Below are 15,221 nucleotides of genomic sequence, written 5' to 3'. Positions count from 1 at the left end.
GCATGAAGAAGATCATTCAATGGGCGGTCATTATTTTGTTTATCATCGGCATATTCATGCTGGGCCGCTGTTCCGGCTCAAAGAACGTGAACCAGCAGGTGCTTTCCAACAGCCTGATCGTAAAGGAAATAGCGGAACTGGCCAGCCTTGAAGTGCAGGGCAATGCCTCCATCAAACGCAGCAATGTGGCCAACAGCGGGGAGTGGACCGACAACCTGAAAAAGGTTTTTGCCGAAAACACTATTTGGGTAACCGTGCCTTACACCGCCAAATACGGCGTGGATGTGAATGATCAGAACTTCTCCGTTTCGCAGCAGGACAAAGTGATCACGGTAAACCTGCCGGCCCCGTCGCTGCTGAGTTACGAGCTGCGCCTCAGCCAGATGGAAACAGCCAACAAAAAAGGCTGGCTCATGTTTTCGGACGATGAAACCTACACCGACGTACAGAAAAAACTGTATGAAACTTCCCGTTCGCAGTTGCAGAACAACGGCCAGTACATTGAGCAGAGCAAAGAAAAGATAAGGAAGATCATTGCCACTTATTATTCGCCTTTGCAGTATGAAGTGCAGGTGAAATTTGGCAACGAAGCGCCGAAGCGCCTCCAGCTGAAATAAGCCACCCTGGGCAGTTTGAGATATTTTCCACCCGGTTGCAGCCATGCGCCGGGTGTTTTGTTTTACGTTCCGCTTACCGTGATGTATTTCACCAGGCAGCGTTTCGCCACCGGCAGCAGGGTTTCCTCAACAGGGAATACCAGGTCCGTTTCCACCGTGTACACGGCGGGGTTAGGAAGGTCTTTCCGGTGGCGGATCAGGTCGCGCTTGATGCCGGGGTAGGTTTGCGTAAGACTGCGCGTGTAAGTGCTGATGTAATCTGTGTGAATGCCACGGTATTTTTCATCATGCCTTTCAAAGATTGTGAGGCGGTAACGGTATACGCGCGTGTCGCTGAAACGCCCGTCAGACAACAGCATGTAGCCTTCCTGGCTGTCCAGCGGGATAAGCCCTACCGGCGTGATGTTCAGCTTGTCTTCCACGAATTCGTATATCTCCGTTCCTTCCTTGATGGTGCCGTTCATTTTCTGCAGGGCGTACTGGAGGATGGATTCCAGCTCTTCCATCAGCTCATCGTCTGCGATCATTTGTTCGTAAAGCAGCTGGAGACGCTCCATGTTCACGGCGGTAAGGCGTTTGGGAAAATGCTGCTGGAGGAATTGTTTGTTGTCCCTGAAAGCCACCAGGTTGTTGTAGTGAAAGATCACATCGCCCAGCTGCGGGTACAGTTTGTTCTCATTGAAATAACGGTTGATTTCCTGGAGGTACGCGAGAAGGGTGTATTTTTTCAGTTCAAAATCTATGAACCCTTCCGCGAACCACATGTCGCTCAATGCTTTCATAGTTGGCGGGCCATTTAATCCGGCCTTTACTGAATTTACGAAATTTTTTAATACATAACGCTAACATCCCCGATTTTCACATTTTTTTACCCTGCATATAATCCTTGGAAACCGGCTATGATATTGAATTTAACCGTCATTTAACATATATGGCAAATAGGCGGTATCCTTGAAAAATACGGGGAGTTCTTTTTTTATTCAGTTAATTCCTTAACTTCAATATTATTTTTCATTTTTTAATTTTTTTATCATGAACATCTACGTAGCCAACCTGCATTACAGGTTGAACGATGAGGACCTTCACCAAATCTTCAGCGAATTCGGGCAAGTTACCTCCGCAAAAATCATTAAAGATCACGAAACCGGTCGTTCACGTGGTTTTGGATTCGTTGAAATGCCTAACCAAGAAGAGGGTACAAAGGCGATGGAGAGTCTGAACGGTAGTGAAGTGGAAGGCAAACAGCTGATGGTCAACGAAGCACGTCCGAAAGCACCGAACCCCGGTGGCGGCAACAGAGGTGGCAGGCCCGGTGGCGGTGGATATGGTGGCGGTGGCCGCGATCGTCGTTATTAATTGGCTTAACATCTTATCGACACTATAAAAGGCTTCCACCCGGAAGCCTTTTTTTATGCCCCTGCAGGCTCAATGCCGCGGGTAATTTCACTGGTTGGCCTTTCCCTCATTTGCCCGCACCGGCGTCATTATTGCCTTAAAACCGGCCTTGCCGGACAAACAAAAGGCCGCCCGGTAAGGACAGCCTTCGTTCCAATATTATTTCCGGGAAGACTAGTACTCCTTCGCCGGGTCAAAATTCTCCAGTTCGGTAGCTACCGCGCTCAGGAAGGTGGATCCCAGGGAACCGTCCACGATGCGGTGGTCGTAAGACATGGACAGGTACATCATATGCCGGATGGCAATGGAATCGCCCTGCTCGGTTTCCACCACTACCGGGCGTTTTTTGATGGCGCCTACCGCCAGGATGGCCACCTGCGGCTGGTTGATGATCGGCGTGCCGGTGAGGCTGCCGAAAGTGCCCACGTTGGTGATGGTGAAGGTGCCGTTCTGCGTGTCTTCCGGTTTCAGGCGGTTCTGGCGGGCAGCGTTGGCCAGGCTGTTCACCTGCTTGGTAAGGCCTACCAGGTTCAGCGTGTCCGCATTCCGGATCACGGGCACGATCAGGTTGCCGCTGGGCAACGCGGTGGCCATGCCTATGTTGATGTCTTTTTTCAGGATGATCTTATCCCCGTCCAGCGAACAGTTCACCAGCGGGAAACGTTTGATGCATTTCACCACGGCTTCCACGAAAAGCGGCATGAAGGTGATCTTTTCGCCTTCGCGTTTTTCAAAATCCTTCTTCACACTGTCGCGCCAGCGCACCATGTTGGTCACGTCCGCTTCGGCGAAGCTGGTCACGTGCGGGCTGGTAGCCTTGCTGCGCACCATATGCTCGGCGATCAGCTTGCGCATGCGGTCCATTTCAATGATCTCCACGTTGTTGCCATAGCTGTTGGAAGCGGCCACGGTGGTCACTTCGCGGGACACCCTCGCTTCCTCGCGGGCGGGCGCCGCTTTCGGCTCTTCGCGGATCACTTCGGGCTCCTGCACCTGCTGGCCGCGGTTGGCGATATAATCGAGGATATCTCTTTTAGACACGCGGCCATCGGCGCCGCTGCCTGGGATTTTTTCGAGCTCTGCAAAGCTGATGCCCTCCTGCTGCGCGATAGTAAGCACTAGCGGGGAATAAAAACGCGGTTCGCCGGAAGGCTGAACGGCGGGCGTTTCCGCTTTGGCGGGCGCGGGGGCCGGCACAGACTGGAACTGCGTTTCAGCAGGCGCAGGCTTCGCGGGCGCTGCGGGCGCGGTAGCGGGAGACGCTGCCACGGCGGCGCCGGCTTCAGTTTGCACTCTTGCAATGACAGTACCTACAGGCACCACGTCGTTTTCATTAAAAAGGATCTCGGTGATCTCTCCTTCCGCAATGGAAGGCACTTCGCTGTCCACCTTGTCCGTAGCGATCTCCAGCACCGTTTCGTCCACCTTCACCTTATCGCCGGGCTTCTTGTGCCAGCGCAGGATGGTAGCTTCCATAATGCTTTCCCCCATTTTGGGCATCACCAGTTCGACTGTTGCCATATAAGTGCTTTTTTTAGATAGATGACAAAAATAAGATAAATTAAAGTTCCAGCCATTTCCGCAGTTCGTTCATCGCCGCCACCACCGTCATGTCTGTATTCCGCGCGCGGTCGTACCGGAAACGGTGCAAAGTAGTGCGGATGCTGTTCTTCCCTCCCACTGCGATCCACGCGGTGCCTACGGGCTTTTCATCGCTGCCGCCGTCAGGCCCCATGATGCCGGATACGGCCATCACGCAATCTACATTGAGCGCTTTCAGTGCGCCTTCGGCCATTTCGCGAACGGTTTGTTCGCTTACCGCGCCATGTTCCTCCAGTGTAGCGGCCTGCACGCCCAGCAGGTTCATTTTGGTTTCGTTCGCATAGCTGACCACGCTGCCTTTGAAGTAGCGCGAACTGCCCGCCACGGCTGTGATCTGGCTCGCGATCTTCCCGCCGGTGCAACTTTCGGCAGTGCCGGCTGTGAGGCCTTTTTCCAGTAATATTTTCCCGAGTATCACGCCCATGGGCTGGTCTTCTTCCGCCACGATAATGTCTGCCAGCTGCGTTTTGAGCTGGTTGAAAGCGGTCCTTATTTCCGCGGCCGCGGTGGCTTTTTCGGGAGAAACGGAAGTGAGGCGGAGCTTCAGCAGCCCGTAATTGGGCAGGTAAGCCAGCTTGATATGCGCGGGAAGCGCGGCTTCGAAATCCCTGATCCGCTCGGCCACAAAGGATTCGCCCATGCCGGCGGTAATGAGGGTATGGTGCAGCAGCGTAGGCGTGGTGAAACGTTTTTGTAACCGGGGTATCACTTCGTTTTCCATCAGCCCTTTCATTTCGTGTGGCACGCCGGGCATGGACACATAAATTTTCCCATCCTTCTCGAACCACATACCGGGCGCGGTGCCCCGCATGTTGGGCAATACGGTACTGGTGTCCGGCACCAGGGCCTGCGCCACGTTCCGCTCCAGCACAGGCAGGCCGCGGCTTTCGAAGAGGGCCATGAGCCGGGTGAGCGTAGGCTCGTCCTGCACGAGCTTGCCGCCGAAATAATCACACAGCACGGGTTTGGTAATATCGTCTGCCGTAGGGCCGAGGCCTCCGGTAATGAGTATGATATGCGAAAGGCGCCCTTCTTCATCGAGCGCGCGGATGATAGCCTCCCGGTCGTCGCCCACGGCTACGCGGCGTTGCACCCAGATGCCTGCATCATTGAGGCGCTGGCCCATCCAGGCTGAATTGGTGTCTACCGTCTGGCCGATCAGCAATTCATCGCCGATGGTGATAATGCTCGCTAGTATCTTTTCCATGATCTGTCCGTTGGAAATCTTTTGCGTCGTTGCCGCGCCGCTGCTGCTCAGGCTTTCCCGCTTTCGAAATACGGGGCCAGTTTTTCCCGCAGGGCTTCGGGCATATTCATACGTGTTTTTGTTTTGGCGTCCACAAAGGCAAGCGTAACGTTGCCCACATTGAGCAGCTCGCCTTTCTGGTTGTATAATTCAGAGTGGAACTGGATCTTATGGTTGGCAGGCAGTTCCTTCAGTATAGTCTTCACCGTTATAACATCGTCGTAGTAAGCAGGCCGCAGGTACTTCACCTGCAATTCCGCCACCGGCATGATCACACCCTGCTCCTCCAGCTCGCGGTAGGTGAAACCCAGCTGGCGGATCGCATCTGTTCTGCCCACTTCGTAGTACAACGCATAATTCCCGTAATAGAGATAGCCCATCTGGTCGGTTTCACCGTATCGCACGCGTATGTCAATCGTCGTTGTATACATGGTCAGTCTTTAAATGGATTGTCAAATGTAGGGGATTTGACAGGTATAAAAAAAGGGTTCCGTACAGATAATGTACGGAACCCTGTCTCAGTCTATGTTTGATGACTTATTTCCCGATGGCGGCATCCAGCGAATATTTGCCGGGGCCGGTGAGCAGGATGGACACCCACATGCCCAGGAACATGATGGCCGTTTCTTTTTCCATCACAGGGTCTTTTGCATGGATCATGAAAATTATCACGCAGAAGCAGATGATCAGGGGAACGGTGGCCAGCCTGGTGAGCAGGCCCATCAGCAGCAGCGCTCCGCAGAAAAATTCGGCGAAGATCACGAGGATGAGCGAAGGCGTTTTACCGATGCCGAAAGGGTCGGCAAAATTCTGCGCTTTTGCGGCGAAGTTCATCAGCTTGGGCCAGCCATGCATCATGATAAGCGCGCCGAAGATCACACGCTGGAGCAACAGCGCGAAATTCAATGCCCCGCTGTTGATCTTGGAAGAGAGAAGTTTCATAGATGATAATTGGTTTGATTCTTGTTAAGTACTCCCGAGGGAATTTGCTGCTCAAATTTTAATATTCTTAATGCATATCAGCATAAAACTCAAATTTAGCGATGCGGTTCTCCAAAACCAAGGGAGCATCGCGATAGTTATCCACATCCATTAGTTTATCCACATTACGTAGATAACCTGCGAAAGGCAAAACAGGTGGAAACGGTTATATTTGCCCGGTTTACAACCCCTTTCTTATTGCCAATTTAGATACGGCACCGGAATTATAAACGCCGCGCAGCGCGGTATTTGAAATATTTCGGGGCCGGAACCGTTTTAAAAAATATTGTGAGAAATAACATAAAAAGCATGAAGCTATTCACCAGAAAGAACCGCGCGCTTCCACGATTGCACGTACTCTTGTTCCTGGCGGGCATTACAGGGGCCACTGCCGCATCGGCGCAGCAATCCCGCATCTATACGGAGCCCGACAAGACCTTCAAAGAAGCGCAGCAACTCTACAAAGAAGGCAAATACGCCATATCCCAGCAACTCTTCAAACAAACCATCGACGGGATCGGGTATTTTTCAGAAACTAACCGCTCCCTGGTGAATACCGACGCTCATTACTACTACGCCATGTGCGCCCTCAAGCTGGGCAACGATGATGCGGAGAAAAAAGCGCTGGAATTCCTCAAATATTTCAACAACAGCGCCCGCGAACAAATGGTGAGCTTCCAGCTCGCGCGTTTCTACTTCAACGCCAATAAGCTCCAGGAAGCCATCCCCTATTACGAAAAAGCAAGTATCGACAATCTCTCCAACGAAGAGATCGCCGATATGAAATTCGAGCTGGCCTACTGCTACTTCAACGTGAAGGACTTCCAGAAAGCCCAGCCGCTGTTTGCTTCCATTAAAGATATCCAGAACAAATACTACATCCCCGCGAACTATTACCATGGCTTTATTTCCTACTACAACAAACAGTACGCAGCCGCACTCAGCAGCTTCGAACGCGTGAAGAACGAGCCGAAATACAGCACCGTAGTACCTTACTACATCGCGGAGATCTACTACTTCCAGGGCAAACGCGACCAGCTGATCGCCTATGCGGAACCGCTCGTGCGCAAAGGGAACGTTTATTACGACGCCGAACTGAAACAGCTCCTCGGCCAGGCTTATTTCGAAAAGAAAGATTATCCCAAAGCCCTGCCCTACCTCGAAGAATATAACGACAACGCGGATGAAGTGCGCCGGGAAGACGTTTATCAGCTCTCCTACGCCTACTACCAGACCGCCAATCTCGATAAAGCGATCGCCGGCTTTAAACAGTTGAGCAGTGAAAAGGATTCGCTGGGGCAGAACTCCATGTACCTGCTGGGCGACTGCTACCTGCGCACCGGCCAGAAAGCCAATGCGCGCAACGCTTTCGCCTTCAGCGCCAGGAACAGTTCCAATGCCAGGCAACAGGAAATTTCCCGTTTCAACTACGGCAAACTTTCCTTCGAGCTTGGCTACCAGGACGCTGCCATCGCAGAACTCACCAATTTCATGAACACTTACCCGCGCTCGGAATACACCCGCGAAGCGCGTGAGATACTGGTGCAGCTGTTCGCCAACACCAACAATTACAAAGAAGCCATTGCCATACTGGAACAATTGCCGGAGAAAAGTCCTGCCGTGCTGAAAGCCTACCAGAAAGTGGCTTACGGCCGCGCCACACAGCTGGTGAACGACCAGCAGTTAGCCGAAGCAGACCGCCTGCTGGACATTTCGCTGGCCAATCCTTACGACAAGAACCTCGTGCAGCTGGCGCAGTTCTGGAAAGCGGAAATAGCGCTCCGCCAGAATAATACAGACAAGGCGATCAGCAGCCTCCAGGCTTATTTCAATACCGGCTCCGCCCCCGTTTCCGGCGAAGCCAACCTGCAAACGGCCAGCTACAACATGGGTTACAGCCTGCTGAAAAAAGAGCAGTACGCCAACGCGCTGCCTTACTTCGAAGCCGCCCAGCGCGCCAGCGGCCCCAATGCAGGCCGCATCAACACAGATGCATTGCTCCGCGCGGCAGACTGCCATTACATGCTACGCAACTTCCCCGCCGCCACTTCGCTGTACGACCGCATCATTGCCAACAACGACGCCGGCGCAGATTACGCCACTTACCAGAAAAGTATTATCCTCGGCATACAGGGCAAACACAGCGAGAAGCTGAACCTCCTGAAACAGCTCGCCGTGAAATATCCCACGTCCGGTTTTAACAACGACGCGGAGATGGAGATCGCAGACACTTACCTCAGCGACGAACGTTTCAGCGACGCCATCCCGCATCTCAAGAACATCCTTCAAAAACAGCCTGAAGGTCCCAATGCGCCGAAAGCGCTCCTGAAGCTGGGACTGGCTTATTTTAATACAGACCAGGACAATACCGCGGTAGGTTATTTCCGGCAGGTGGTGGAGAAATTCCCTGCTTCCAACGAAGCCAACACCGCTTTGCAGAACATCCGCACCATTTACGTGGACCAGGGCAAAACGGACGATTACCTTGCCCTCCTGAAATCCACCGGCCGCTCAGTATCTGCCACGGCGGAAGATTCCCTCAGCTATGCGGCCGCCGAAACGCGCTTCAGCAGCGGGGATTACACGGGCGCGGTTACCGCTTTCAACACCTACCTGCAAAAATTCCCCAACGGGCAGTTCGCCTTGCAGGCCAACTTCTACAAAGCTGAATGCCTGTATAACAAAAAAGATTACGAGAACGCCCTGCCCGCCTACGAGTTCGTGCTCACCAAAGGCGCCAGCCCGTTTGCCGAAAGAAGCGCCTTACAGGCCGCTTACCTGAATTATTACCAGGTGAAGAATTATGAAAAAGCGCTCGGGTACTACCAGCAGCTGCAGAGCATGTCTACCACCAAAGACAATACCCTGGCGGCTAACCGTGGCCTGCTGCGCAGTCATTACCAGCTGAAACACTGGGAAGAAGTGAGCCAGTTTGCAGAGCAGCTGCTGAGTGCCACCAATATCAGCACAGACGATCAGATCATCGGGCACTTCTACCTGGGCAAGGCCCTGCAGGAAAAGCAGCAGTACGATGAAGCGATCGAAGAGTACAAGATCGTGACGGGCCTTACCAAATCCGAGATCGGCGCAGAAGCGCGTTACAACGTTGCCAAATGCTACCTGGACAAAAACGACCTCGCCGCCGCGGAGAAAGCCGGTTTCGACGTGATCAAGAACACCTCCTCATACGAAGCATGGACGGCCCGCGCATACATCCTGCTGGGCGATGTGTATCACCGCCAGAAAGATTACTTCAATGCAAAAGCCACCTTCCAGAGTATCGCGGAAAACTGCCCGATACCTGAGCTGAAAGCCGAAGCCAAAGAAAAGCTCGCGAAAGTGGAAGCAGAAGAAAAAGCAGGTTCTAAAATTAAATGATGACAAACATGAAGATCAGATATATCCTTGGTTTACTCGCTGCCCTGCCCCTCGGCGCTTTCGCGCAGAAAGACTCCCTGAAGCAGGAAACGATAGACATCATCAGTAAATACCAGCCCAAGCTGCGCGATGCGGCCAAGCTGAACCTGACCGCCTCGCTGCCCGCGCTGGACACCGCGCGCCCGCGGCTCGGGTACCAGGTGCCCGCGCTGAACCTTTACTTCATGTACCAGCCCGTGCCCATCAAGCCATTGGCACTCGGGCGGGACACTTCCGCGCTTTACCTCCAGAATAATTTCGTAAAGCTCGGCTACGGCAACTACTCCACCCCGCTCATCCAGGCAGGGTTTGGCAGCGGCCGGGCAGACAAATACAATTTCGGCCTGTTCTTCAATTACATCTCATCCAAAGGAGATATTGAAAACCAGGACTATGCCAACGTGAACGTACTGGCCTCCGGCACCTACTTCTCCCCGCTGTTCGAGATCAACGGCAGCCTGGGTTACAACCGCAACCAGGTGCATTATTACGGGTACGATCATTCCCGCTACGAATTCTCAAAATCGGATGTGAAGCAGGCCTTCAACGAAGTGACCGCCAAAGTGGGCCTGAAGAACAGGCCGCAGAACGACTGGGCCTTCCAGTACAATCCCCAGGCAGAGTTCACCATCTTCGGCGACAGCTACAAAAGGATGGAAAACACGTTTGTGCTGAAAGCGCCTGTCCGCAAACAGATATTCGAGGATATCTGGCTGAAAGTGGAAGGGCTGGCCGATCTCAGCACTTTTAAAGAAGACGACAACGACCAGATCAATAACAACGTGGCGGCCATCCACCCCGCGGTGGAGATCACCAAGCCCGGGTTCATGCTGCATGCCGGCGCCAATCCCACCTGGAGCAACGGCAAGTTCTACCTCCTGCCAGATATCGTGAACGAGTCGCACCTGATCCGTAAAAAACTCATCCTCAGCAGCGGCTGGATCTCTTATATCAACAAGAACAACTTCCGCAACCTGGCGAATGAAAATCCTTTCATCAACACCTACCCTGACGGCATCCTGAACACAAGGGTGGAAGAAAAGTACACCGGCATCAAAGGTACGCTGGGCAACCACTTCACCTACAACACCAAGTTCGGCGCCATTACCTGGCACAACCTGCCGCTGTTCGTAAACGACACCGTAGACGGCAAGAAGTTCGATATCAGGAACGAAGAGGAGCTGAAAGCTTTCCAGCTGCATGCGGAAGTGGGGTATATCCAGGAAGAGAAGTTCCAGGCCCGCGTGAGCGTGGACTGGTATAACTGGAACGACCAGCAGACCGAGCTGAAGCCCTGGCACATGCTGCCTTTCAAGGCCAGCCTGTATGCCCAGTATTCCTTCGGCAAAAAATTCCACCTGAACGCCAACCTGTACACCCTCAGCGGCAGCTATTACGTGCTGCCTAACGGCGATTTCGGGAAAGTGAAACCGGCGCAGGACCTGAATGCAGGGGCTGTGTACAATATCAGCAAGAACTTCAACCTCTGGCTGAACGCCAATAACATACTCAGCTACAAGTACCAGCGCTGGTACGGATACCAGAGTTATGGGTTCAATATCCTGGGGGGTATCATGGTTAAGTTTTAATTGCGTAAACTTGCATTCAAAATTGACCAGGCCGTAATGCTACAGCAATATATCACAGAAGTGCTCTTCAAACAGCAGACCTGCTCTCTGCCGCAGGTGGGCACGTTTGCCATCCAGCACATCCCGGCGCATTTTTCCGTGGTGGAGCAGGTGCTTACGCCGCCGCGCCAGCAGGTGAGCTTCGAAACCCGCTGGGAAGACGATGGCTCCTGCCTTCACTGGATCTCCCAGAAAGAGAACCTCATTGAATCTGTAGCCAGCCTCAAGCTGGAAAAATATCTCCAGGAGTTCCGGGAACAGCTGCAATCCGGCCAGCCTATCGACCTGCCGGGCATCGGCTCCCTCCGCCTGGACCCGCTCGGGCAGGTGCGCTTTACCGCCCAGGAGCTGCCCGATGCGTGGCAGCCGCTGGAACTGGCGCCCGTTCTGCGTGCGGACGCGGCTCCCAAAGTATTGCAGGGCACCACCGAAGTGGTGAACCAGGAAGTGGTGGAACACACCGAAGCCGTACTGGAAGACGAGCCCCGCGGCCGCTTCAGGTGGTGGTGGGTAGCGCTGCCGCTGCTGGTGATCGGCGCAGGCCTTGCCGCATGGATATTCAAAGACGAGATCATGCCGCCCGCACCGGCCGGCAAAGCGCCGGAGCAGACCGTTACGCCTCCCGTACAGGATTCCATTCCCGCGGTAGCCGAAACGGCCCCGCCGGTGAGCGACAGCATCAGTTATTACGTAGTATTCGAAAAATTCCCTTCCAAAGAAAAAGCGGAGAAAAAACTCGCCCAAAGGATTTCCTGGGGCCACTCGGAAGTAGTACTCTTCACTTCCGGCGATTCCTCCATTTACCACCTGGCCGTGCCTTTCCGCAGCCTGCCGGCGGACACTGCCGCTGCGAAAGATTCCGTGGCGGACAAGTTCAAAATGCCCGTATATATCGCTTATTGATCGTCAGACGATATAAAAAAATGAAAGGCCGTCTCCCAGAGACGGCCTTTCATTTTTTATGATAATGTTCTTATTTGTTACCGGTAAGCTGTTCCACCACGATCTTCAGTCCTTCTTCAAAGCTATGGGGCGCATAGCCTAATGCCTGCTCCGCCTTGTCTATCACGAAGCCGGTTTTTGCCGGCCGCTGCGCCGGCTGCCGGAAGCTGGAAGCATCTACCTTTTCGAAGAGCCGCTTATCCAGCTCCAGGTAATCCGCCACCCTTTCGGCCATATCGTACGGAGTTAACATGTCTTTGCCGGAAAGATGGAACACGCCTTCCGCTTTTTTATCGATGATGAGCCTGCAGCCTTCGGCCAGGTCCTGCACGAGCGTGGGTGTACGCCACTGGTCTACCACCACTTTGATCTTTTTCTTTTGCTCCAGGTTGGTTTTCACCCAGCTGATGATATTGCTGCGCCGCGGATCGTCTGCCACGCCGTATACCAATACCGTGCGCGCAATGGCCCAGGGTATCTTTGCCTGCTTCACGATGCGCTCTGCGGCTGCTTTGCTGGCGCCGTAATAATTGATGGGATTTACCGGGTCCTCTTCGCTGTAGGGCCCGGCAAGGCCGTCGAACACGAAGTCTGTACTGAGGAACAGGAAAAACGAACCCGCTTTTTCGGCAGCATGCAGCAGGAAGCGGGTGGCGCTGACGTTGGCCATCCAGCAGGCGTCTTTATTGCGTTCGCAGTCGTCAGCCTGTGTCATAGCGCCGGCATGGATAATGGCGTTTGGCTGATGGCGGTCCACCAGGCCTTTTACGGCGGCTTCATCAGCCAGGTTCACAGATTCATAGGCATACCCTTGCTTCATCCGCAGGCGGTTGGGCCCCCTGCCGGTTGCAATCACTTCATAATCCGGATTTCCGGCCAGCTTCTGAACCAGGTATTGCCCGAGGAGACCATTACTCCCTGTGATTAGAACTTTCATCATGTTAATATACTAAAACGCCGCGTAACATCCTGTATTACGCGGCGTTTATCGGTAAAGTTTATCACTACATTTTTTTGCCCAGGCTTACCTTGTTGAAATTCATGCCCAGGTTGTACATGGTGAACGACCAGATGTCTGCCGCCTCGTCTATCAGCTTGGACGTGGGTTTGCCCGCGCCATGCCCTGCCTGCGTTTCAACGCGGATCAGCACGGGGTTAGGTCCTTCATGCGCTTCCTGCAGGGCAGAAGCAAACTTAAAGGAGTGCGCCGGCACCACGCGGTCGTCGTGGTCTGCCGTGGTAACCATCGTGGCCGGGTAGTGGGTGCCTTTTTTCAGGTTGTGCAGCGGGGAGTATTTGACCAGGTAATCAAACTGTTCCGGCTTGTCGCTGCTGCCGTATTCCGTTACCCAGGCCCAGCCGATGGTGAACTTCTGGAAGCGGAGCATATCCATCACGCCTACCGCGGGCAGCGCTACTTTGAACAGCTCGGGCCGCTGCGTCATGGCCGCACCCACCAGCAAACCTCCGTTGGAACCGCCGCGGATGGCGAGTTTCGAAGGATTGGTATATTTTTCCTTCACCAGGTATTCCGCCGCGCCAATGAAATCGTCGAACACGTTCTGTTTCTTTTCCATCATACCGGCCTTGTGCCAGGCTTCGCCGTATTCGCTGCCGCCGCGCAGGTTCACCACCGCGTAAATGCCGCCCTGCTCCATGAAGAAGAGGTTAGACACGGAGAAACCCGGCGTCATCGGGATGTTGAAACCACCGTAACCGTAGAGCAGCACAGGGTTCTGGCCGTTCATCTTAATGCCCTTTTTGTAAGACAGGAAGATGGGCACTTTTGTGCCGTCTTTGCTGGTGAAGAACACCTGTTTGGTTTCGTAATCAGCCGGGTTGAATTTCACCTCGGTCTTACGGAACACTTCAGACTTGCCGGAAGCAATATCGTATTTATAAATGGTGGGAGGCGCTACAAAAGACGTGAAGGTATAGAACAGGGTCTTGTCTTCCTTCTTGCCGCCAAAACCGCCGGCCGTGCCGATGCCGGGCAGGGTGATATTCTTTTCCAGCTTACCGTCCACGCTGTATTGCACAATGCGGGTAGAAGCGTCTTTCAGGTAGTTGGCAAACAGCTTGCCGCCCGCGGTGCCTACGCCCTGGAGCACTTCTTTCTGCTCGGGGATGATCACTTTCCAGTTCTCCTGCGCGGGGTTCTTCGGGTCTACCAGCACCAGCTTGTAATTGGGCGCGTCGTGGTTGGTGAGCAGCAGCAGCTTGTCGCCTACGTTCTCCACCACGGAAGGCTCATAGGCAAAACCTTTTACGAGCAGCTTGAAGTCGGTCTGCGAAGGGTCCTGCAGGTCGCGGTAATACAGTTCGTTGCCGCTGGTGCCTTCGGTAGTGCTGAGGATGAGGAAACGCTCGTCTTCCGTAAGCCCCACACCGGCGTTGCGGAGGGGATGTTCTTTGTCTACATAAATAAGCTGGTCCTGCTCCTGCGGGGTGCCTACTTTGTGGAAGTATACTTTATGGAATTCATTCTTTTTGGAGAGCTTGCTTTTTTCGTCCGGCGCGTCGTAACGGCTGTAATAGAAGCCGTCGCCTTTCCAGGAGAGGCCGGAGAACTTGATCCAGTCCAGCTTATCGCTCAACAGTTGTTTGGTAGCTACGTCCATCACGAAGCCTTCCTGCCAGTCGGAACCGGCTTTGGCCACCAGGTAGGCGCAGTATTTACTGTCTTTGGAAAAGCTTAGGGAGCCGAGGGCGGCCGTTCCTTTGTCTGACAGCTTATTCGGGTCTATGAACACTTCGGGAGTGCCGTTCAGCCCTTCCTGGCGGTAGAGCACGGCCTGGTTCTGGAGGCCGTCGTTCTTATAGAAGTAATAATATTTTCCTTCGCGGAAGGGGGTGCCGTAGCGGGGGTAGTTCCAAAGCTCTTCCAGCCGCTGTTTCACCTGCGGGCGGAAGGGGATGGAAGCGAGATAGTTCTCGGTAACGCCGTTCTGCGCGTCCACCCAGCTTTTGGTATCCGCGGCATTATCATCTTCCAGCCAGCGGTAGGGATCGGCAATCTTTTTTCCGTGGTAATCATCCACTGTATCCACTTTGCGGGTGTGGGGATAAGTGATCGGGGCCTGTTGTGCTGCCAGGGTTCCTGCGGTTAACGACATCAATACTCCCATGACAACATGCTTATGGTTTAAATTTGTCATACATATATTTTTTAAAAAAAGTTGGCGGTTTATTTGATTAAAATTAAAAATTTAGGTTAATTCATCGAATAATGATAGGAAACTATTTAAAAATGTTAATTTTGTGCGCCTTTTACCAGTCGGCTATTTAGGCAATATTACTATGAAATGACCATTCCATGTGGCCATTGATGGAAAAATATTAAGACGCTATTGAAGAATTCTTAAGATAACACATGAAATAACATTCCATGAG

Annotated in this window: 12 protein-coding genes; 5 read left to right on the top strand and 7 right to left on the bottom strand. The window is 53.2% G+C overall.

Annotation, left to right across the window (positions count from 1 at the left end; genetic code table 11):
- The first annotated feature begins 2 nt into the window (after nucleotides 1–2).
- On the top strand, nucleotides 3–617 hold the full coding sequence (locus R3I13_RS21570) for a DUF4230 domain-containing protein (RefSeq protein ID WP_346320048.1): 615 nt from the start codon (nucleotides 3–5) through the stop codon (nucleotides 615–617).
- Nucleotides 618–679: 62 nt separating this feature from the next.
- Here the strand turns inward: R3I13_RS21570 and R3I13_RS21565 are convergent, their stop codons facing one another.
- Complete coding sequence (locus tag R3I13_RS21565; protein ID WP_346320047.1) at nucleotides 680–1,399, bottom strand: hypothetical protein; 720 nt, start codon at nucleotides 1,397–1,399, stop codon at nucleotides 680–682.
- Nucleotides 1,400–1,649: 250 nt separating this feature from the next.
- On the opposite strand from R3I13_RS21565, the gene R3I13_RS21560 reads away from it, so the two are divergent.
- Nucleotides 1,650–1,973, top strand: coding sequence for an RNA-binding protein (locus tag R3I13_RS21560; protein WP_346320046.1), 324 nt, complete (start codon nucleotides 1,650–1,652; stop codon nucleotides 1,971–1,973).
- Between the two features lie 213 nt (nucleotides 1,974–2,186).
- Here R3I13_RS21560 and R3I13_RS21555 read toward each other — a convergent pair whose 3' ends face one another.
- The 4 genes from R3I13_RS21555 to R3I13_RS21540 form a co-directional block, all read right to left on the bottom strand.
- Nucleotides 2,187–3,533: a dihydrolipoamide acetyltransferase family protein gene (locus R3I13_RS21555; protein WP_346320045.1), complete on the bottom strand. Its 1,347-nt coding sequence runs from the start codon at nucleotides 3,531–3,533 to the stop codon at nucleotides 2,187–2,189.
- Between the two features lie 40 nt (nucleotides 3,534–3,573).
- Nucleotides 3,574–4,821: a CinA family nicotinamide mononucleotide deamidase-related protein gene (locus R3I13_RS21550; protein ID WP_346320044.1), complete on the bottom strand. Its 1,248-nt coding sequence runs from the start codon at nucleotides 4,819–4,821 to the stop codon at nucleotides 3,574–3,576.
- 47 nt (nucleotides 4,822–4,868) lie between these two features.
- Complete coding sequence (locus R3I13_RS21545; protein ID WP_346320043.1) at nucleotides 4,869–5,291, bottom strand: thioesterase family protein; 423 nt, start codon at nucleotides 5,289–5,291, stop codon at nucleotides 4,869–4,871.
- Between the two features lie 106 nt (nucleotides 5,292–5,397).
- On the bottom strand, nucleotides 5,398–5,802 hold the full coding sequence (locus R3I13_RS21540) for a DoxX family protein (protein ID WP_346320042.1): 405 nt from the start codon (nucleotides 5,800–5,802) through the stop codon (nucleotides 5,398–5,400).
- A gap of 348 nt (nucleotides 5,803–6,150) precedes the next feature.
- On the opposite strand from R3I13_RS21540, the gene R3I13_RS21535 reads away from it, so the two are divergent.
- From R3I13_RS21535 to R3I13_RS21525, 3 genes are read left to right on the top strand one after another with little or no spacing between them, the layout of a single operon-like run.
- Nucleotides 6,151–9,219: a tetratricopeptide repeat protein gene (locus tag R3I13_RS21535; RefSeq protein ID WP_346320041.1), complete on the top strand. Its 3,069-nt coding sequence runs from the start codon at nucleotides 6,151–6,153 to the stop codon at nucleotides 9,217–9,219.
- Nucleotides 9,220–9,227: 8 nt separating this feature from the next.
- Nucleotides 9,228–10,847 (top strand): hypothetical protein, encoded by a 1,620-nt coding sequence (locus R3I13_RS21530; RefSeq protein WP_346320040.1) that lies wholly within the window; start codon nucleotides 9,228–9,230, stop codon nucleotides 10,845–10,847.
- 36 nt (nucleotides 10,848–10,883) lie between these two features.
- On the top strand, nucleotides 10,884–11,789 hold the full coding sequence (locus R3I13_RS21525; RefSeq protein WP_346320039.1) for a hypothetical protein: 906 nt from the start codon (nucleotides 10,884–10,886) through the stop codon (nucleotides 11,787–11,789).
- A 70-nt stretch (nucleotides 11,790–11,859) separates the two neighbouring features.
- On the opposite strand, the gene R3I13_RS21520 is transcribed toward R3I13_RS21525, so the two are convergent.
- Both R3I13_RS21520 and R3I13_RS21515 read right to left on the bottom strand, forming a co-directional pair.
- Nucleotides 11,860–12,768 carry an SDR family oxidoreductase gene (locus R3I13_RS21520; protein ID WP_346320038.1) on the bottom strand — a complete coding sequence of 303 codons (909 nt, stop codon included), beginning with the start codon at nucleotides 12,766–12,768 and terminating at the stop codon, nucleotides 11,860–11,862.
- Nucleotides 12,769–12,832: 64 nt separating this feature from the next.
- Nucleotides 12,833–14,956 (bottom strand): prolyl oligopeptidase family serine peptidase, encoded by a 2,124-nt coding sequence (locus R3I13_RS21515; RefSeq protein ID WP_346320037.1) that lies wholly within the window; start codon nucleotides 14,954–14,956, stop codon nucleotides 12,833–12,835.
- Nucleotides 14,957–15,221 lie beyond the last annotated feature (265 nt).

This window comes from Chitinophaga sp. YIM B06452 (assembly GCF_039655965.1).
GTDB lineage: Bacteria > Bacteroidota > Bacteroidia > Chitinophagales > Chitinophagaceae > Chitinophaga.
Note: the sequence above shows the minus strand (reverse complement) of the source record. Positions and strands in the feature narration are given on the sequence as shown.